Here is a 17,441-nt window from a genome sequence, read left to right on the forward strand (position 1 = left end):
TGAGCGGGCGGCAGATTCCCACTGAACGGAGAGGTTGCATGAGGAAGAAGAACATCGCGGCTCTGGTGACAGGTTTGCTGGCGATAACCGGGCTTTCGGTCTGGACCGGACCGTCGGCGCGGGCCGCCACGGCACCGTGCGACGGGACTTACTCGATCGCTGTCGGCGGGTGGCGGAGCCATTGGTGGGACGACCGGTTCTTCAACGTCACACAGCACGTCGGGTATCCGACCGACATCCCCAACGGCGCCAGCACCCAGGCCGGCGTCAACGAGCTGAACCGGCTGGTCCGCGAACAACGCGCGGCGTGCCCGGGCCAGCACGTCAAGATGATGGGCTACTCCATGGGCGCCGCGGTGGTGCACGTCTGGGTCACCACGAACTGGATGTCGTTCGACAACGTCAACGCCATTCTCGTCGCCGATCCGAAGCGGCAAGGACCTCCGGGAGCCGACGGCGGAACCGGAGTGTTCGGGCCCGCGGTAGGCGCTCCGCTCGCCGGGGTCGACCGGTTCTTCGGCAATGTGCCCGTCAAATCGATCTGCACCGTGGACTACGTCTGCGACACCTCCGCCAACCCGCTGGGGTACCCGGCCGACCACATCAACCACTACGACGTCGATTTCGACGGCAACCACCACAACGACAACGCGAACGAGCAGTGGTACAACGGCGTCTGGATGCCGTGGTAAGCCACCGATCTGGGCGGGGCCAGGCGTTACGGCGGCACCGGCGCTGAGATTCCGCCGGACCCAGCGATCTTCTCGCGCCGGGACGCGTCGGCTTGTGTCCACTGTGGTCAGTGCGGGGCGGAGTCGTCGTCGAGGGCGGCCAGCTGTCGGTGGACCCGGTCGGCGCGGTCTGTGCGGTGCTGGGTCTGGTAGAGCGCCAGCGCTTGCCGCCAGACCGCGCGGGCCTGCTCGCGGCTCCCGAGGGCGAGATACGGGTGCCCGAGCCCCTCGAGGGCTTCGGCTTCGAAGAAGGCGTGGCCGTGGTCGTGGCACAGGGCGAGTGCTTGCCGGTAGTAGTCGACGGCCATCGCGTGATCTCCGCGCCGGTGGGCGATGTAGCCGAGGCTGTCGAGGGTGTTGGATTCGGAGACGGGGTGGTGATGCCTGCGAAGCAGGGCGAGTGCGGCCTCGCAGTGGGCGCGGGCCTCGTCGAGTTCGCCGAGCAGGGCCGCGCTCCAGCCCATCATGTTCAGCACATCTCCTTGCCAGGCGGGCATTTCCAGGGCGTCGAAGAAGACGAGTGCGGCGCGCTCGTGCGCCAGTGCCTGGCGGTGGTGCCCGTGCTGGTCGCAGACCGCCGCGAGGAAGCGGAGAGCGTGGCCCTGGCTGAGCGGGTCGCCGGACTCCCCGGCCAGGGCGACCGCGTGCCGCAAGTGGTCCAGCGCGTCGTCGGGCCGGTCGAGCAGGGCGCAGGTCCAGCCGAGGAACCGCCGGGCGAGGCTCTGGGCGACGGGATCGGCGAACCGGTCGGCGGAGGCCGCTGCCGCGGACCAGACGGCGAGCGAATCGTAGTTGTGTCCCCTGCGGTGGAGGGACGGACTGAGCGCCCAGGCCAGTTGCCACACCTCGCGGTGCCAGCCGTTCTCGGCGGCGAGGCGTTGGGCGGCAAGCAGATTGGGGTGTTCCGCGTCGAACCATCGGATGGTCGCCGCCCGGTCCGCGGGCGGGCGCGGGCGGCAGCCGGGCGCCGGGGGAGCGAGCCGGACGGGCTGGCGGTGCGGGTCGAGCAGCTGGCCGCTTCCGCCCGCGCTGTGCAGGTAGTGCTCGACCAGACGTCGCAGCGCGGCGTCCCTCGTGCGCTCGGGCAGGTCGCGGCGGGCGACGGCCTCGGCGTGGAGCTTGACCAGGTCGTGCATGCGATATCGGCCAGGCAGGTGGTGGTGGACGAGCGAGACCTGCTCCAACGCCCGCAGCACCTCGGCGGTCTCGTCCTCGGGCAGTCCGGCCAGCCCGGCCGCGGCGGGCAGCCCGATGTCCGGACCGGGCGCGAGACCCAGCAGCGCGAACACCGTCGCCTGATCGGCGGTGAGCGCGCCGTGCGTCCAGGAGAGCGAGGCCCGGACGCTGGCGGCGGTGTCGTCGGCGTCGAGCGTGTCCAGCCGGTCGGAGGCGTGGCGCAGTTCGGCGGCCAGCGCCTCCAGCGGAAAGGAGGGCCGGACGGCCGCGCGAGCGGAAACCACGGCCAGCGCCAGCGGCAGCCCGGCGCAGCAGGACAGGAGCTCGGCGGCGGCGTCCGGCTCGGCGGCGAGCCGCTCGTGTCCGAGGCGGCTCGCCAGCAGCTGCCGGGCGTCGGCCGGACCGAGAACGTCCAGCGGCACCGGCTTCGCGCCGTGGGCGGCGACGAGACCGGTCAGCCGGTCGCGGCTGGTGACGAGCACCGCGCAGGACGAGCCGCCGGGCAGCAGCGGAGCCACCTGTGCGGTGTCCCGGGCGTTGTCCAGCACGATCACCATCCGTTTGCCCGCGGTGAGGCTGCGGTACAAGGCGGTCTGGGACGCCAGGTCGGGAGGGATCGCGGCGGGTTCGAGGTCGAAAGAACCCAGGAGCACCCGGAGGGCCTCCTGCGCCGTCATCGGATCGCCGTGGGGCGTGAAGCCGCGCAGATCGACGAACAGCTGCCCGTCGGGGAACCGCGGCACGTTGGCGTAAGCCCACCGCAGCGCCAGCCAGGTCTTGCCCACGCCGCCCCCGCCGATCGCCGACACCACTGCCAGCCCGCCCGACCCGAGCGCTCCGAAAGCCTTGTCCACGGACGCGAGTTCGGCACAGCGCCCGACGAATGTCCCCGCCTGGGCGGGCAACTGGCGCGGCGTCGAGCCGACCGGGCCCTGGCCGCCGCCCTCGGCGCCGGTCAGCGCGGCGGCCAGCAGTTCGTGCCGTTCGGCTGGGCTCGGGCAGAGGGCGTCGGCCAGCAGACGCGCCGTGGCCATGCGGGGCTCGCCGCCCTGTCCGAGCTCGAACCGCCTGATGGACCGGACGGACACCCCGGAACGCTCCGCGAGCCGCTCCTGGGTCAGCCGCGCAGCTTGCCGCAGCTGCCGCAGCAGCACGCCGAACCGGCCTGCCAACTCGTCTCCCCTTCGCCGGCGGTGTGAAGAACAGGACGCCGCTGGGTGCGACCCAGATCGAGGGGCAGGTGCCGTCGCGTGCAGAACCCCCCCTCCGACATGGTTGCGGAGGGTGTCGGGACGCGCAACGTCCGTAGCGGTGCTGGTGCCCGAACCGCGCGGACTCCTATCCCCGCTGGACTCTCGCTCAGCCGTCTTCGGTCGGCCGGAGCCCGTCCATCAAGAGGTCGAGCAGGCGACCGGCCATCGCCTTGTGCTCGGGTGAGCCGGCCACGGTGAAGATGGCGATGAGTGCGGCGGCGATGTCTTCGGCGGGGACGTCGGCGCGGAGTTCCCCGCTCGTCCGGCCGGGTTCGAGAAGGCCGTCGACGGCCGCGAGGAGTTCGGTTCTGGTGCGGGCGTGGGCGATCTCGCCGGATTCGACCATCGCGAGGAGCGTGTCGAGCATTCCGTTCTTGGTCGCGATCCAGTCCCCGAACAGGTCCATCCAGCGGCGGAGCGCGGCGGCCGGGCCGAGCTCGGCGAGCAGCTCGCGGGCACCGGCGGTGAGCCGCGAGACCTGGTCTTGGTAGACCGCGTCGACCAGTGACTCGCGGGTGGGGAAGTGCCGGTAGAGGGTCGCGATGCCGACCCCGGCTTCGCTGGCGATCGCGCGCATCGACGGCTCAGTCTCGGCCGAGGCGAACAAGCGGGTCGCCACTTCCAGCAGCTGCCGGCGGTTGCGGGTCGCGTCCGCTCTCGGCTTGGGGGTCGGCGCGGCAGCCAAAACGGATCACGCTCCACTTGTGCTAGCTTGGGTGACGGAAACGGAGCATAGTCCGTTTGTGTTGCTTCAGGAGACAGGTGAGCATGAAAGAACCCAGCGCCACCACGAGCAGGGCGGTTCAGTTCGCGTCGTTCGGCGGGCCGGAAGCCTTGAGCATCCGCGAAGTGCCGGTGCCGCAGGCCGGTCCGGGCCAGATTCGTGTGCGGGTCACGGCGGCTGGGCTGAATCCGATGGACTGGTTCATGACCTCCGACGCGGAGACCGCCGCGCGGTTCGGTTTGAGCCTGCCGTGCGGGTTCGGCACCGACTATGCCGGTGCGGTGGACCAAGTCGGCGACGGTGTGCGCGAGTTCGCGGTCGGTGACCGGGTTTTCGGCGGCGTCCTGTCCCGCGCGGTCGCTGATTACGTCGTCGTGGACGTCGCGGGGACCATCGCGGTGGGCGGCGAGGCGCACCGCACTCCGGACGGCGTCGACGACCGCACCGCCAGCGCCCTGGCTATCGCGGGTTGCACGGCGGCTGCGGCACTGGCGGTGGTCAACCCGGGCCCGGGCGACACGGTGCTCGTCGGCGGCGCGGGAGGCGGGGTCGGCGTGTTCGCCGTCCAGCTCGCGCGCCTCGCGGGTGCGCGAGTGATCGGCACGGGGTCGGCCACCTCCGCTGATGCCCTGCGCGCGCTGGGGGCCGAGCCGGTCGTCTACGGAGATGGTCTGGTCGAACGGATCCGTGCGTTGGCTCCCGCCGGCGTCACCGCCGCGATCGACTTGCATGGGACGGAAACGGCGCTGGCGGCCCGCGAACTCGGCGTGCCGGACGAACGCATCACCACCATCGCGGGCCAGATCGACGGCATCACTCCAGCGAACGGCGCCAACGCGGCGCCCGGCGCGATCGAGGAGATCGCCGGTTTGGCGGCGGCGGGACGGCTCCGGGTGCCGATCGCGGCGACCTTCCCAGTCGAGCGGATCCGCGCCGCGGTCGAGCTTCAGGCGGAGCGCCACGTGCACGGGAAGGTCGTCATCGACCTCTAGGAAACGGGAACCGGGTCCGGGGTTTTCGGGCTATCGCGCCAGAACCTGGCGGAGGACATCGCGCAGCGCCGAACTCGCGTACGCGTTCCTCGCCGCCGAGCGGGCCGGTGTACTCGCGGCCGAGGCCGATCCCGAATTCGGTGGCCAGTTTGCCCGCCGCGGCCAGCCAGTCCTGTCCGCCGATGCCGGTAAGGAAGACCTGGGCCGTAGATTCGGCAGAACCAGAATTCTTGATGCCGACGGCCGAAGGAGCACCACGCTGCCGCTAAGGTGTCGACTGCTCCGCGAAAATCCGGACGAAGACACGAAGCTGACACCAGGAGGTCAGGTGGCCCCGTCCCGTGTCGACGAGATCGCTCGGCTCCTCGGCTGGCGCGAAGAGTTCACGCCGGAAAAAGAGTGGTCAGACGTTGAACGCGAACTCGGCACACCGCTGCCAGCCGACTATAAGGAACTTTTGACCCGCTTCCCGGGCGGCGTATTTCGCAGGATCGCTATTTACAGTCCGGTCGTGACGGCGCAAGCCTGGATTGAGTACAAGCGCTGTCTTGACGAACTCCTGAATATCCTCGGCGACGAGGACCTCGAATACCTCACCGACGTCGACTACGGTCTCTTCCCCGAGCCTGGGGGCTTGCTGCCGTGGGGAACTGACGGTCAAGGCGGAACCTTCTGCTGGATCACCACATCGACCGACCCGGACGCCTGGAAGATCGCTTACCACAGCCAAGGCGCGGACGAGTGGCGCGAGTATCCAGGCCCGACCACGCGGCTTCTCTACGAAATCCTGTCGAACACCGGCGAGGAAAACCTTCTGGGGTGGGATTTCACCGGCATTCCCGTGGAGTACATCCGATCGGCCGCGCGCTAGCCGGGACTGTCCCGGGCTGCTGGCGTGTGGTTGCTCGGCATCGGCCTCGTCGGCAGGTGGCAGAAGCTGTCGCGACCGCGTTCGCCAAGTTCGCCGGTCCAGCAGTCCCGGCCGACTTCATCCCCGCCCGGCACGGGATCTTCCCGGCCGGACCGGACCGGCTTCGGCGGCAGTCAGAGGTCGAGGACCGTCACGGTCACCTGCGCGATGTCGCCGGGATCGAGACTTTCGGCTTTGCGCACCGCGCGTTTGACCGGGAGCACGTAGTCGCGCTCGCTGTCCGGGAAGATCGAGGTCCGCCAGGTAGTAGCGCCGACGCGGACCAGGACGCGCATCGATCCGAACCCGCGGCGCGGCCCGCCCAGTTCGCGGATTTCGTCCGAGATGTCGCCGGGCAGGCTGACAAAGGTCCAGGTGTCGGTCCGCCGCGCGTCCCAGATCCACAGTTCGGCGTCGAAGTGCACTTCCACTCCGTCAGCTTCGCACGCGACACCGACAGTTTCCGGGGCGAGCTGCGCGATCAGGCAGTCGTGAAGCGCACGACAGGCCGGTCAGCCGCGCGCTTCGGGAAGTTCGACGACGAACCGTGCCCCGCCGCCCGGTCTGCCCTCCGCCCACACCCGCCCGTCGTGGCGGTACACGTGGTCCGCGACGATCGCCAGTCCCAATCCCGTTCCCGAGTCGGGATCCCGCCGTCCGGCGTGCGATCCCCGGGAGAACCGCTCGAAAATCCGCTCCCGGAGTTCGGCGGGCACCCCCTCGCCCGCGTCGTCCACTTCGAGCCGGACGACGCCATTGCGTGCGTGCGCGGCCACGCGGACCGCACCGCCGCCATAGCGGGCCGCGTTGTCGAGCAGATTCGCCAGCACCCGGTCGAGGCGGCGCCGGTCGGCGGCTACCAGCAGGGGTTGCGCGGAGAGGTCCAGCGCGGGACGCGGGGCGGGGCTGCTCGCGACTCCGCTGCGGACGAGCGGGCCGAGGTCGACCAGTTCGCGTTCTTCGCCGTTGTCGGCCTGGTCGACGGCCGAGATCTCCAGCAGGTCGAGCACCATGCCGCGAAACCGGTGCAGTTCGGCCAGCAGGAGCTGCAACGCCTTCTGCGCGGGCGCGGGCATGGCGTCGCGGCGGCGTTCGAGCACTTCCGCGACGGTGGTCATCGTGGTGAGCGGCGAGCGCAGTTCGTGACTGACGTCGGCGGCGAACCGGGCGTCGCGGCGGACTCGCTGTTCCAGGGCGTCGGCGGTCGAGTTGAAGGTCTCGGCGAGCGGAGCGAGGTCCGGACCGGCCTGTTCGGGCAGGCGGGCGCGCATGTCGCCGCGTGCGATGCGGGCGGCGGTCTCGGTGAACGCGGCGAGCGGACGCAGCGCGCGCCGGGCCGCCCAGGCGCCGAGGACGACGCCGAACAGCCCGCACGCCACGGTGCCCGCGATGAGGATCATGCGCAGCTTGCGGAAGGTCCGTTCCAGCCCGAGCAGCGGATGAAGCTCAACGTAGAAACCCTCCTGGGTGGCGAGTCGTTGGGCGACCGCGAGGACCGGGACCCCATCGGCGGTGAAGCGGTCGTGCGCGGGCGCGCCGGGACGGGCCCGGGAGAGCAGGCCGGGCGGGAGGGTGTCGGGCGGGACCGGGCGCCCGGCGGTCTGCCAACCGCCGGGCAGGGACACGAGGATCGTCGAATTCGGTCCGGAGGTGAGGCCGGATAGCAGTTCGCCGAGACCGCCGGACTGGGAGCGGACCTCGTTGTCGACCAACCGCGCGTTGACCCGGGAATGACGGTCGGCGCTCTGCTGGCGTTGGTTCAGCAGGTACTCGGTGGCGAGGTGCCAGGTCGCCGCCGACAGCGCGCTCACCACGACCAGCAGACCGAGCCCGAACGCCGCGGAAACCCGCCAGCGCAACGAAAGCCGGGACCGATTCACTGCTGGGGCTTGGCGCGGTAGCCGATGCCCCGGACTGTCAGCACGAGGCGCGGACAGTCGGGATCCGGCTCGACCTTGCGCCGCAACCGCCTGATGTGCACGTCGAGCAGCCGGGTGCCGCCGAAGTAGTCGCGGCCCCAGATCCGGTGCAGCAGCTGCTCCCGCGTGACGACCTCGCCCTCGGCGGAGGCCAGCTCGGCCAGCAGCCGGAATTCGGTGCGGGTGAGGCGAATCGGGGTGCCGTCGCGGGAGACGGTCTCGTCGTGCGTGCTCAGCATCAGATCGCCGACCTGGAGGCAGCACCGCCGGACTGGCGCGGAGCGCCTGAGCAGCGCGCGAATCCGGGCCGCCAGCTCACCGGCGACGAGCGGCTTGGTCACGTAGTCGTCCGCGCCGGCTTCCAGGCCCGCGATGACGTCCTGGCTGTCGGCGCGGGCGGTGATGACGATGACCGGCAGGTCGCCGCGCACCCGCAGCTCCTGACAGACGGCGAACCCGTCCATGCCGGGCAGCATCAGGTCGAGCAGGACCACGTCCACGCGCACCGATTCCAGCATCTGCAACGCATCCTCGCCGCACGCGGCCTGCGCCACCATGCAGCCCTGGTCAGCGAGCGCGAGCGAAAGCGCTTCGCTGATCAGGGCGTCGTCCTCGACCAGCAAGACTCGCACCGTCATCGGGCCGCCCCTCCGCCGCAGAACATGCCCTTGAAATTGTTCCCTATCGCGGCAAGACCGGGGCCGATGCGGATTCCGTCGTGCATCGCGGCGGACGGCGGGGTTTTCAGCGGGTCCGGCCCTTGCTGCCAGCGGGCAGGCAGTGACCCAAAGAGGGTCCTTGGCCTCTCGGGCGGCCGGGGCGGTCGTTGCCACGATGAAGCATCAGCGGAATCTCGCACGACGGGAGAACGACAGTGATCTCGGCCCGGTACCTCGTAATCGGCGGCGTCGTGGCCGCACTCGCCGGCACGGTCATCGCGAACCAGCCAGCTTCCGCCCGAACGGCGTCCTGCCGGACCAGCGGATTGCACGTCGCGCTTGGCCGGGGAGAGGGGGCCGCCGGGCACTACTACGTGCCGATCGTCTTCACCAACTCCGGCAGCGGCGCCTGCGCCTTGGGCGGCCATCCCGGAGTTTCCTACGTCGCGGGCCCGGATCGGCACCAGGTGGGCGACGCCGCCGTACGGGAACCCGGAGTGGCGCCGAGGCTCACGTTGGCACCCGGCCAATCCGCCATGGCGTGGGTCGACCAGGTCGACGTCGACGTTTACGACCCGGTGAGCTGCGCACCTCGATCGGTCTACGGCTTGCGGGTTTATCCGCCGGGCAACACCGAGTCGGCGATCGTGGCGGAGCCCGGCGCGCGGGCGTGCGCGAAGCACATGCCGGGCCAGCGCCCGCTCGCTGTCCGGGCGGTTCAAGAGCGCTGACGGCGGAACGGCGCGCTGCCTTGTCCGGGCAGCGCGCCGTTCAGCTCAAGGCAATTGCCGTACCAAGTAATCCCACACTGCTCCCGCCGCGCGTGGGTGATAGATGTGCCCCTGACTCCTCCGGCGGTGACCAACTGTGCCACCCGCCGAACGACTGTGTCAGCAACTGCTGTTCACATGCCCGCTCCAGCACCACTGCGGCGACCGTCGCGCTCTCGACTGAATCGCCGACCGCCACGATCCCGTGGTTCACCAGGAACACCGCACGCGCATTGCCCAGTTCCGCGGCCAGGGACTTGCCCAATTCGGGCGTCAGGATCAGATCAGCGGTTTCCGGATAGCGAGGCACTTCAGGCGGCACGAACAGGTTCGCCGCATGGCTCACCGGCCGCAGTTCCTGTCAGGTCGCGGCCAGGGCGACGGCGTGCGGCGCGTGCGTGTGCACTACCGCGTTCACCTCGGGCCGTGCCGCGATGACCTCGGTGTGGATCGGGTATTCGCTGTGTCGCGGGCCGCCGCCGGAGACGACCTCGCCGTCGGCGTTGACCAGGTGCACCCGCTCCGGGGTGACCTCCTCCATGCCCCATTTGGCGGATTTGATCCACACGCCCCGCCCGTCGGCTTCGCGGCAGGAGACGTGGCCCCAGATGAGGTCGCCTTGTCCGGCGGCGGCCAGGATCCGGGACGACAGCGCGACGAGTTCCTGTTGCGTGCTGATCGGTGCACCAGCCCGCCGTTGACGCTCAGGGTCTGGCCGGTCAGGTCGTCGGCCCCAGCGCGGCGGTGCAGCGATTGGGCTCGCAGCATGGCCTCGCGTTGTTCCGGCGTCACGGTTTCCCGCGCGACTTCGGTGTAGACCGGGCCCGGCGAGAGGGTATTGACCCGGATGCCGAATTCTCCGAGTTCGCGCGCCATCGAGAACGTCATGCCGTGTCCGTGATCTCCCAGAACGGTTTCATCTTGCTGGCGGAGAAGATCGCGGCGTTGTTGATCAGGCCGTAGACCCGCCCGTGCGCCTCGGTCAAGAACGCAGCGAACTCCGCGCAGCTGGAGACCTCGAGGGCGTACGCGCTGGCTTTTCCGGGACCAGCAAAAGAAGCGGCGGTGGCTTGGACACAGCTTCGGTAGGAGGGTTCGTCCTCCGGGGCCAGCGCTGTCGGGCAAGCCAGTCCGTGAACGCGAAACCGGCGGCGAACGGGTCGTTCACCGCCGGTTCTGGCTATCGAGTGGCAGTCAGATCGTCCGCTGTGGGCAGCGGCACCGGCTCGAACATCGCCGGTTCGTCCTCCGGGAACAGGGCCGTCGGGCCGTACAGCCAGTCCGTGAACGCGTAGTCGTCTGTCGCGCGGGCGCGCAGCAGGGTGTTGCGCTGTTCCCGCTCGACGCCGTCAAGGTGCCAGAGGTTCCCCCAGGAACGGGCGGTCAGCACGACGCGGCGGCAGTGCTCCGTCCGGACTGCCTGGTATGCGGCCAGAATACCTTCCCAATCCCCAGTGCCGAGCCGTTTCGCGTGTTCGGCCAGGACCCAGCCGTCTTCGATGGCCATGATCGCGCCCTGGGCGAGGTACTGCAGGGGCGGGTGCGCGGCGTCGCCGAGCAGGGCCAGCCGACCGTCGACCCAGGTGGAGATCGGGTTGCGGTCGAACATGCGCCACCATTTGTCCCGCCACATCCGCGGGATCCCGGCTTGCACCGCGTCGCAGGTGGCGGCGAAGGCGGTGTCCAGCTCGCCCGGCGTGCCCCAGTCCTCCAGCCCGGCCACGGCCTTCGGCGATTCGAAAACGGCTACCTGGTTGAGCAAATCGCCGCCGCGGAGTCCATAGTGGACGAAGTGGCAGCGCGGGCCGACGTACACGACGACCTCGGACAGATTGACCGGCCGGCCGACCTCGTCGATCGGCACGGTGCCGCGGTAAGCGACGTACGCCGACGAAACCGGCTGGTCGTCCGCGAAGTGCTTACGGGCCACGGAGTGCAGGCCGTCGGCGGCGATCACGACCGGTGCGGCGTGGACGGTGCCGTCGTCGGTCACGGCGGTCGCGGGGTCGTGGGTGTACGACACGATCCGCTGCTCGGTAAGGAGTTCGACGCCCGCGTCGCGGCAGGCGTCGAGGAACAGCCGGTGCAGGTCGCTGCGGTGGATGACCAGGTACGGGAAGCCGTAGCGGCGTTCGAGGTCGCGCAGGTCGAGCGCGGTCAGGTCGCTGCCGTCGACGGCGTCGCGCATCACCATCCGGTCCGGGACGACGCCGCGTACCTTCGCGGTGTCCAGCAGGCCGTAGGCGTCGAGGATCCGGGTGCAGTTGGGGGCGAGCTGGATGCCCGCGCCGACCTCGCCGAATTCCTTCGCCTGCTCCAGGACCCGGACCCGCAGGCCGAGCCGCGACAGCGCGAACGCGGTGCTCAGCCCGCCGATCCCGCCGCCGACGACGAGCACGTCAGGGGTGTCCATGGCCTCTCCTCACAACCAGGGGCCGAGGTCGGGGACCCCGGCGAGCGAATGCGGACGTCCGGCGAGGTAGGCCGCGACGTCGGGCAGCGGCCCGTCCGGCACCGCGTCGAGACCGCGTTTGGCCTGGATCTCGGCGACGAGCGCGGACAGGAACGCCTCCGGCAGGTCGGCGAAGGTCAATCCGGTGCCGAGGTCGACCGCGTGCACGCACACCTCGCGGGCCCGCAGCCACGGGATCTCGGTAGCGGGAACCGTCCGGCCCTGCGCGGTGACCACTTCGGCCTGCCACTGCTCCGCCGTCAACGCGGCCATCGCCGACTCCAGGGAGCGCGCTGAATCCCGCAGCCACGCCGTGAGCTGGGCTTCGGGCCGCTGCGAGCCTGCCTCGATGTCGGCGTTGCGCTGCTCCGGCGAGGTGTACATCGGGGTGCGTTCGCCGGTCCGGGCCCAGTGCACGAGGTTGCCGAGGGCGTCGGCGTTGGCCGCGACATGCGCGGCGAGGTGCTTGCGGGTCCAGCCGGGCAGCGCGCTCGGCTCGGACAGCTCCGTTGCGTGCGTCAGGAAAAGCTCGGTCCCGAACGCTACCCACTTCCGGGAATCACCGGTCGCCATTAGGATTCCTTCACGATCTGGTTCACGCACGCGCCGATCCCGGCGACCTCGGTGACGACGGTTTCGCCGCCGGTCAGGTAGACCTTCGGGTCGCGCGCGTGCCCGACCCCGGCGGGGGTGCCGGTCGCGATCAGGTCGCCCGGGTTGAGCTGGACGATCGTCGAGATGTACTGGACCAGGAACACCGGGTCGAACAGGAGCGTGCCGGTGTCGTCCTGCTGCATGACACGACCGTCCACAATGGTCTTCACCTCGAGAGCGGGACGGACGCCGCCGACCTCGTCCGGCGTGACGACGTAAGGGCCGACCGGCGTCGAGGACTGCCAGATCTTGCCCTGTGTCCATTCGATGGTGCGGAATTGCCAGTCGCGGACCGAGACGTCGTTCATGACGGTGAACCCGGCGATCGCCGCCGCGGCCTCGCCCTCGCTGGCGCGCCGGACGGTCTCGCCGACCACCACGACGAGTTCGACCTCCCAGTCGAGCGCGTCGGTCTCGGCCGGCTTGACGATCGGGTCGGCCGGGCCGGTCAAGGTGTCGGCGAACTTGGGGAACAGTGTCGGGTACGCGGGCAGTTCCCGGCCCATTTCCTTGATGTGATTGGTGTAGTTGTGCCCGACGCAGACCACTTTGGACGGATTCGGCACGACCGGGGCGAGGTCCGCGCCCTCGGCGGGCCAGGTCTCGCCGGTCGCTTGGGCGGCGTGCGCTTCCCAGCCATCTTGGGCGAACAGGGCGCCGAGATCGGGGGAGCCGAGGTCGACGAGCACGTCGCCATCGAGGCGGACGGCGCGCGTGCCGCCGTTGACGCGGAGGGTGGCGAGCTTCATCGGAGAGTCTCCTGACGGTCGAGGTGGAGCGCCTCGAAGACAGGCGCGTCCGAGAAACGGAACAGATCGAGGGCGCCGGAGTCGGAGTCCGTGGCACCGGCCTCGGACTTCACCGAGAACGGCTGCCATGACGGAACGACGAACAGGTCCCCGCGCGAGACCGCCCACGACGTGTCGCCGACGGTCACCGTGCCGGAGCCGTCGAAGACCTGGCAGACCGACGAACCGGTCTCGCGCACCGGCGCGGTCTCGGCGCCTAGGGCCACGCGGTGGAACTCGGCGCGGATGGTCGGCAGGACGTCAGAACCGTTGTGCGGATTGGAAAACCGGACAGCCGCGTGACCCGGTTCGACTGTGCTGCCGTGGCCCTCTTTCTCCAGTTGCAGCTGATCGCGCAAGGCAGAGTCGGTGTGCTCCCACTTGTAAGCGAGCAACGGCGAACCCGGCGCGACAGTGTCGACGGGCAGCGGCCGCAGACCCGGATGCGCCCACAGCCGTTCAGAACGAGACCGCTTGGGCGTGGTTCGCTCAGCGTCGCTGATCGTCTCCCGGCCGAATTCGAAGAACTGGGCGTCGATGCCGTACTGGAACGGGATGTCGAGGCCGTCGAGCCAGGCCATCGGCTCGCGGGTGGCGTTGTGGTGCGCGTGCCAGTTCCAGCCCGCCTGCGGCAGGAAGTCGCCGCGGCGCATCGGGACCGCGTCGCCGCCGACGACCGTCCACACGCCCGAGCCTTCGACGACGAACCGGAACGCGTTCTGCGTGTGCCGGTGCTCGGGCGCGTCTTCGCCGGGCATCAGGTACTGGATCGCGGCCCACAGCGTCGGGGTCGCGAACGGACGGCCGCCGAGCCCCGGGTTGGCGAGCGCGATGGCCCGCCGTTCCCCGCCGCGTCCGACCGGCACGATCTCGCCGGCCTGCTCGGCGAGCCGGAGCAGGTTCTCCCACTGCCATCGGTGCGGCACCGCCCGCGAACGCGGGTGCGCGGGCATCAGGTCGCCGATCTCCGTCCACAACGGAACGAGCAGTTCCTGTTCGAAGCCGCGGTAGAGGTTCCGCAGGGCGGGCGTGACCGCGGGCTGGTCCGGTGCGTCGACCGCGGCGAGCTGAACGGGAGTTCGCGCTGGAGTGCTGGTCATGGGGTTATGGTGGGCGCGTCCCGGTCTGCGGAAAACGGGATTCTGGTGTGCGGAAAGGCGGCCCGGATGGACAAACGGTTCAAGGCCCCGCCGCCGTACGCGGTGGCGAGCGTCGACAACGCCCTGCGGATCGCGGCGATGCTGCAGCTCGAAGGCCCGTTGACGGTCTCCGAAGTGGCCGAGCGGATCGGCGTCGCGCCCTCCACCGCGCACCGGCTGCTCGCGATGCTCGTGTACCGCGATTTCGCCGTCCAAGACGCCAACCGCGCCTACCGCGTAGGCCCAGTGCTGGAGCTGGCCGCGCACTCGCAGTCGGCCGCGTCCAAACTGCGCGCGGCGGCGCTTCCGCATCTGCGGCGGCTGGTGGATCTGCTGGACGAGTCGGTGAATCTGACTGTCCGGACGGGGGACACGGCCCGGTTCATCGCGAGCGTGGAGTGCTCGCAGGCGTTGCGCGTCGGTTCACGCGAAGGGATGGTTTTCCCGGTCCATCAGACGACGGCCGGTCTGCTGCTGCTCGCCGAACTGCCGCCGGAGCAGGTCGAGGAGCTCTACGCGGTCGACAAGCCCGGCGAACGGCCGGACCCGGCGGAGCTGCGGGCGGACCTGGCGCGCGTGCGGCGCAGCGGTTTCGCGCTCAACCAGGGACGTTCGGAACGAGGTGTGGTCGCGGTCGGAGTCCCGGTGCACGGCGCGGACGAGACTGTCGTCGCCGGGTTGTCGGTGTCGATGCCGAGCGTGCGGTACCAGAAGGATCGGCTGCCGACGCTGGTAGCCGCGCTGCGTGCGACAGCGGCCGCGCTGGAAGCTGATCTGCGCGGGTAAACTCTATTCGAGCGCCGCCGCGAAAGCCGCGTGCACGTTGAGAAATTGCTGTACCGGCAGTTCCGCCGCGATCCCGGGCCGCTGCGGGGCCAGTCTTTTGGCCGCCCAAGCACTCCAGCGCACGTGCGCCTCAGCGACGCTCAGCTGGGCCGCTTCGGCGGCATGACGCGCGTTGACGCCGCTCAGGATCGCTTGATGCATCAGCGCGGGAGTCGAACGTTGTTCCCACGCGCGCAAGGACGCCATCGAAGAAAGCCGGTGCAGCGTCGAGGACACCGTCGGCGGCGCCGAACGGGGCAGCGGAAAACCACGTTCGAGCGGTCCTCTGGGCGGCGTCGCGCCATCAGCGTCGTCAGTGATCAAACTCGTCATCAGAGTCCCTCCGACGTGCGGTTACCCGTCCCGGGACGCGCGAAACCTTGATCGTCCGGCGGTGCGGGCGTTGCCGGGCAGCAGCGGGTCGATCTCGACCGGGTCCAGGTGCGGATCGCGCAGCAGGGAACCGAACGCGGCTTTCGCGACGGCCAGGATCGGCACCGCGAGCAGCGCTCCGACGATCCCGGCGATTTCGAGACCGAGCGCGATGCCCAGCACCACGGCCAGCGGGTGCAGCCGGACCGCGCGCCCGAGCAGCAACGGCTGCAGCACATGGCTTTCCAGCTGCATCACGGCGACGACGATCGCGAGCACGACGCCCGCCGCGACGAATCCGTTGGCGACCAGGGCGATCAGCACGGCGACCGCGCCGGTCACCACCGCGCCGACGATCGGCACGAACGCGCCGATGAAGATCAGCGCGGCCAGCGGCACCGCGAGCGGAATCCCGACCACCCAGATGCCGACGCCGATGCAGACCGCGTCCACACAGGCCACGGCCACAGTCGCGCGCACGTAACTGACCAGCGAGGCGAACCCGCGGCGACCGGCGACGTCGATCTCGTCCCGCGAGGAGGCGGGCACGATCCGCAGCAGGAAACGCCACACCTGATTGCCGCTGTGGAGAAAGAAAACGAGCACGAACAGCGTCAGCAGCATCTCGGTCAGCACGCCGCCGACGGTCGCGGCGGTGGAGAGCACGCGGGCGGAGAGTTCGGCCGTGTTGCCCTGGATAGCGTTGACCGCTTTGTCGAGCAGCTGCTGCAACTGGGGCAGGTGCAGCGGGCCGTGCTGCAGCCAGTTGTTGATCCTCGCGAGGCTGGCTCCGATCTGGCTGCTCAGCTGCGGCAGGCTCGCGGTGACCGTGGTGATCACCAGCGTGAGAACCCCGCCGAGGACGGCGAGCCCGACGACGATCGCGACGAGCGTGGCCAGCGCGCGCGGCACGTGCCAGCGCACCAGCCGTTCCACCAGCGGCGCGAACAACGCGGACAGGAGCAGGGCGATCCCGATCGGCACGGTGACGCTCGCGAGATAGCCGAGCGTCCACGCGACGGCGCCGAGCATGGTCAGGACGAGCAGGAACCGCCAGCTGGCCGCGGCCGCGACGCGCAGCGACCACGGCACTGCGTCGGCGGCGTCCCGGCGTCGATGGCGGTTCGCGCCCGCGATCCGGCGGACCGGGACGCTCATCCCGCCGCTGCCTCTGCCTTGGCCGACAACGGCTCGGCGACCATGGTGCCCGCGCCCAGGCGGTGGCCGGAGGCGACGGTGCCGACGAGCATCAGCCAGCGCCAGGACGGCCGGTCCATCCGCGCCGGTAAATCGGTTCGCGCCACGTAGATCACCTCGCGCCGCGAATTCCCGGCGGCGATCACCTCCAAACGGCGCGGCCGTAACCAGTCGACGGCGCGCGGCACGAACGGAGCAGCCCGGTGCAGTCCATTGTGGATTTTTGGAGCCGTGCGGTTACCTCTCGGCCAGCACCCGTTCCGCGATCGCGACCATGGCCTCGGTCAGCAGCGCCATCTGGTCCCGCATGGACCGTTCCGGTTCTGCCTGCCACGCGACGAACGCGCCGTCGAATCCGGCGATGCCGAAGTAGTCCAGCGCCTCGCCCACCTTGTCCGCCGTTTCGGCGCCGACGCCGGCCCACGACTGGGAGATCATCCGGCGCATGTGCCGCCGCCCGTCGGCGCGGACGCGTTCGATGATCTCCTTCACCTCGACGTCCGCGACCGCCTCGGCGCTCATCAGCAGGATCAGGTGCAGCCGCAGGAAGTCGGGCTTCGCGGCGAAAACCTCGCCGGTGCGCCGCAGGAACCAGCCGAGCAGTTCGGCGGGCGGCAGGTTCTCGGGCGGATTCGCCTGCGACTCGCGCAGGTGCCGGAAGAACTCGTACGCCCCGCGTTCCATGACGGCCGACAGCAGCCCGCCCTTGGACTGGAAGTGGTGGTAGATCGCGCTCTTCGGCAGGCCGGTCTCGGTGCTCAGCACCGACATCGTCGTGGCGGAGTAGCCGCGTTCGGCCATGATCCGCGACGCCGTGTCGAGGATTTCCTCCCGGGAACGCCGTCCCCGCCGGTTCCCGGCCCGCGCTGTGTCCACGCCG

18 protein-coding genes and 2 pseudogenes are annotated in these 17,441 nt (G+C 70.2%); 5 read left to right on the top strand and 15 right to left on the bottom strand.

What is annotated here, in order from left to right; translation table 11 throughout:
• Positions 1–38 precede the first annotated feature (38 nt).
• On the top strand, positions 39–692 hold the full coding sequence (locus ABZX37_RS18615) for a cutinase family protein (RefSeq protein ID WP_354740962.1): 654 nt from the start codon (positions 39–41) through the stop codon (positions 690–692).
• 107 nt (positions 693–799) lie between these two features.
• Here ABZX37_RS18615 and ABZX37_RS18620 read toward each other — a convergent pair whose 3' ends face one another.
• Positions 800–3,079 carry a tetratricopeptide repeat protein gene (locus ABZX37_RS18620; protein ID WP_354740964.1) on the bottom strand — a complete coding sequence of 760 codons (2,280 nt, stop codon included), beginning with the start codon at positions 3,077–3,079 and terminating at the stop codon, positions 800–802.
• Between the two features lie 187 nt (positions 3,080–3,266).
• On the bottom strand, positions 3,267–3,845 hold the full coding sequence (locus ABZX37_RS18625) for a helix-turn-helix domain-containing protein (RefSeq protein WP_354740966.1): 579 nt from the start codon (positions 3,843–3,845) through the stop codon (positions 3,267–3,269).
• Between the two features lie 83 nt (positions 3,846–3,928).
• Between ABZX37_RS18625 and ABZX37_RS18630 the strand changes: the two genes are divergently transcribed.
• Positions 3,929–4,876, top strand: a complete 948-nt coding sequence (locus ABZX37_RS18630) for an NADP-dependent oxidoreductase (RefSeq protein ID WP_354740968.1) — start codon at positions 3,929–3,931, stop codon at positions 4,874–4,876.
• Between the two features lie 328 nt (positions 4,877–5,204).
• A complete protein-coding gene (locus ABZX37_RS18635; RefSeq protein WP_354740969.1) occupies positions 5,205–5,747 on the top strand; it encodes an SMI1/KNR4 family protein in 543 nt (180 codons plus the stop codon).
• Positions 5,748–5,920: 173 nt separating this feature from the next.
• Here the strand turns inward: ABZX37_RS18635 and ABZX37_RS18640 are convergent, their stop codons facing one another.
• The 3 genes from ABZX37_RS18640 to ABZX37_RS18650 form a co-directional block, all read right to left on the bottom strand.
• Positions 5,921–6,217, bottom strand: a complete 297-nt coding sequence (locus ABZX37_RS18640) for a DUF1905 domain-containing protein (RefSeq protein ID WP_354740971.1) — start codon at positions 6,215–6,217, stop codon at positions 5,921–5,923.
• Positions 6,218–6,298: 81 nt separating this feature from the next.
• Positions 6,299–7,666, bottom strand: coding sequence for a HAMP domain-containing sensor histidine kinase (locus ABZX37_RS18645; protein ID WP_354740972.1), 1,368 nt, complete (start codon positions 7,664–7,666; stop codon positions 6,299–6,301).
• Positions 7,663–8,343: a response regulator transcription factor gene (locus ABZX37_RS18650; RefSeq protein ID WP_354740974.1), complete on the bottom strand. Its 681-nt coding sequence runs from the start codon at positions 8,341–8,343 to the stop codon at positions 7,663–7,665. The genes ABZX37_RS18645 and ABZX37_RS18650 overlap by 4 nt, the downstream gene beginning before the upstream one ends.
• A gap of 236 nt (positions 8,344–8,579) precedes the next feature.
• Here ABZX37_RS18650 and ABZX37_RS18655 point away from each other — a divergent pair, with 236 nt between their 5' ends.
• The gene (locus tag ABZX37_RS18655) at positions 8,580–9,095 is read left to right on the top strand and encodes a DUF4232 domain-containing protein (RefSeq protein ID WP_354740976.1); all 516 of its coding nucleotides are present in this window, start codon (positions 8,580–8,582) and stop codon (positions 9,093–9,095) included.
• A gap of 40 nt (positions 9,096–9,135) precedes the next feature.
• Here ABZX37_RS18655 and ABZX37_RS18660 read toward each other — a convergent pair.
• The 6 genes and pseudogenes from ABZX37_RS18660 to ABZX37_RS18685 form a co-directional block, all read right to left on the bottom strand.
• A pseudogene (locus ABZX37_RS18660) lies at positions 9,136–9,888 on the bottom strand (class II aldolase/adducin family protein).
• Between the two features lie 35 nt (positions 9,889–9,923).
• Positions 9,924–10,022 (bottom strand): annotated as a pseudogene (locus ABZX37_RS18665) (SDR family oxidoreductase); the annotation flags it as partial.
• A 292-nt stretch (positions 10,023–10,314) separates the two neighbouring features.
• Positions 10,315–11,547 carry an FAD-dependent oxidoreductase gene (locus ABZX37_RS18670; RefSeq protein ID WP_354740978.1) on the bottom strand — a complete coding sequence of 411 codons (1,233 nt, stop codon included), beginning with the start codon at positions 11,545–11,547 and terminating at the stop codon, positions 10,315–10,317.
• Between the two features lie 9 nt (positions 11,548–11,556).
• A complete protein-coding gene (locus ABZX37_RS18675; protein ID WP_354740980.1) occupies positions 11,557–12,159 on the bottom strand; it encodes a maleylpyruvate isomerase family mycothiol-dependent enzyme in 603 nt (200 codons plus the stop codon).
• Positions 12,159–12,989, bottom strand: a complete 831-nt coding sequence (locus ABZX37_RS18680) for a fumarylacetoacetate hydrolase family protein (RefSeq protein ID WP_354740982.1) — start codon at positions 12,987–12,989, stop codon at positions 12,159–12,161. The genes ABZX37_RS18675 and ABZX37_RS18680 overlap by 1 nt, the downstream gene beginning before the upstream one ends.
• The gene (locus tag ABZX37_RS18685; protein ID WP_354740984.1) at positions 12,986–14,128 is read right to left on the bottom strand and encodes a cupin domain-containing protein; all 1,143 of its coding nucleotides are present in this window, start codon (positions 14,126–14,128) and stop codon (positions 12,986–12,988) included. The genes ABZX37_RS18680 and ABZX37_RS18685 overlap by 4 nt, the downstream gene beginning before the upstream one ends.
• Positions 14,129–14,194: 66 nt before the next feature.
• On the opposite strand from ABZX37_RS18685, the gene ABZX37_RS18690 reads away from it, so the two are divergent.
• Complete coding sequence (locus ABZX37_RS18690; protein WP_354740986.1) at positions 14,195–14,953, top strand: IclR family transcriptional regulator; 759 nt, start codon at positions 14,195–14,197, stop codon at positions 14,951–14,953.
• A 3-nt stretch (positions 14,954–14,956) separates the two neighbouring features.
• Here ABZX37_RS18690 and ABZX37_RS18695 read toward each other — a convergent pair whose 3' ends face one another.
• From ABZX37_RS18695 to ABZX37_RS18710, 4 genes are read right to left on the bottom strand one after another with little or no spacing between them, the layout of a single operon-like run.
• Entirely contained in the window at positions 14,957–15,325 is a 369-nt protein-coding gene (locus tag ABZX37_RS18695) for a hypothetical protein (RefSeq protein ID WP_354740988.1), read from the bottom strand.
• Between the two features lie 21 nt (positions 15,326–15,346).
• The gene (locus ABZX37_RS18700; protein WP_354740990.1) at positions 15,347–16,522 is read right to left on the bottom strand and encodes an AI-2E family transporter; all 1,176 of its coding nucleotides are present in this window, start codon (positions 16,520–16,522) and stop codon (positions 15,347–15,349) included.
• Complete coding sequence (locus ABZX37_RS18705) at positions 16,519–16,749, bottom strand: hypothetical protein (RefSeq protein ID WP_354740992.1); 231 nt, start codon at positions 16,747–16,749, stop codon at positions 16,519–16,521. Before ABZX37_RS18705 ends, ABZX37_RS18700 begins: the two co-directional genes overlap by 4 nt.
• Before the next feature lie 49 nt (positions 16,750–16,798).
• Positions 16,799–17,437, bottom strand: coding sequence for a TetR/AcrR family transcriptional regulator (locus tag ABZX37_RS18710; RefSeq protein ID WP_354740994.1), 639 nt, complete (start codon positions 17,435–17,437; stop codon positions 16,799–16,801).
• Between the last annotated feature and the right edge of the window lie 4 nt (positions 17,438–17,441).

The sequence above is a fragment of the Amycolatopsis sp. NPDC004079 genome, from assembly GCF_040610415.1.
Taxonomy (GTDB): Bacteria; Actinomycetota; Actinomycetes; order Mycobacteriales; family Pseudonocardiaceae; genus Amycolatopsis; species Amycolatopsis halotolerans.

Bases quoted from the DNA above. Each gene is read 5' to 3' on its own strand.
- ABZX37_RS18615 (WP_354740962.1), top strand. From the start codon at position 39: ATGAGGAAGAAGAACATCGCGGCTCTGGTGACAGGTTTGCTGGCGATA.
- ABZX37_RS18630 (WP_354740968.1), top strand. From the start codon at position 3,929: ATGAAAGAACCCAGCGCCACCACGAGCAGGGCGGTTCAGTTCGCGTCG.
- ABZX37_RS18650 (WP_354740974.1), bottom strand. From the start codon at position 8,343: ATGACGGTGCGAGTCTTGCTGGTCGAGGACGACGCCCTGATCAGCGAA.
- ABZX37_RS18670 (WP_354740978.1), bottom strand. From the start codon at position 11,547: ATGGACACCCCTGACGTGCTCGTCGTCGGCGGCGGGATCGGCGGGCTG.
- ABZX37_RS18675 (WP_354740980.1), bottom strand. From the start codon at position 12,159: ATGGCGACCGGTGATTCCCGGAAGTGGGTAGCGTTCGGGACCGAGCTT.
- ABZX37_RS18680 (WP_354740982.1), bottom strand. From the start codon at position 12,989: ATGAAGCTCGCCACCCTCCGCGTCAACGGCGGCACGCGCGCCGTCCGC.
- ABZX37_RS18685 (WP_354740984.1), bottom strand. From the start codon at position 14,128: ATGACCAGCACTCCAGCGCGAACTCCCGTTCAGCTCGCCGCGGTCGAC.
- ABZX37_RS18690 (WP_354740986.1), top strand. From the start codon at position 14,195: ATGGACAAACGGTTCAAGGCCCCGCCGCCGTACGCGGTGGCGAGCGTC.
- ABZX37_RS18695 (WP_354740988.1), bottom strand. From the start codon at position 15,325: ATGACGAGTTTGATCACTGACGACGCTGATGGCGCGACGCCGCCCAGA.
- ABZX37_RS18700 (WP_354740990.1), bottom strand. From the start codon at position 16,522: ATGAGCGTCCCGGTCCGCCGGATCGCGGGCGCGAACCGCCATCGACGC.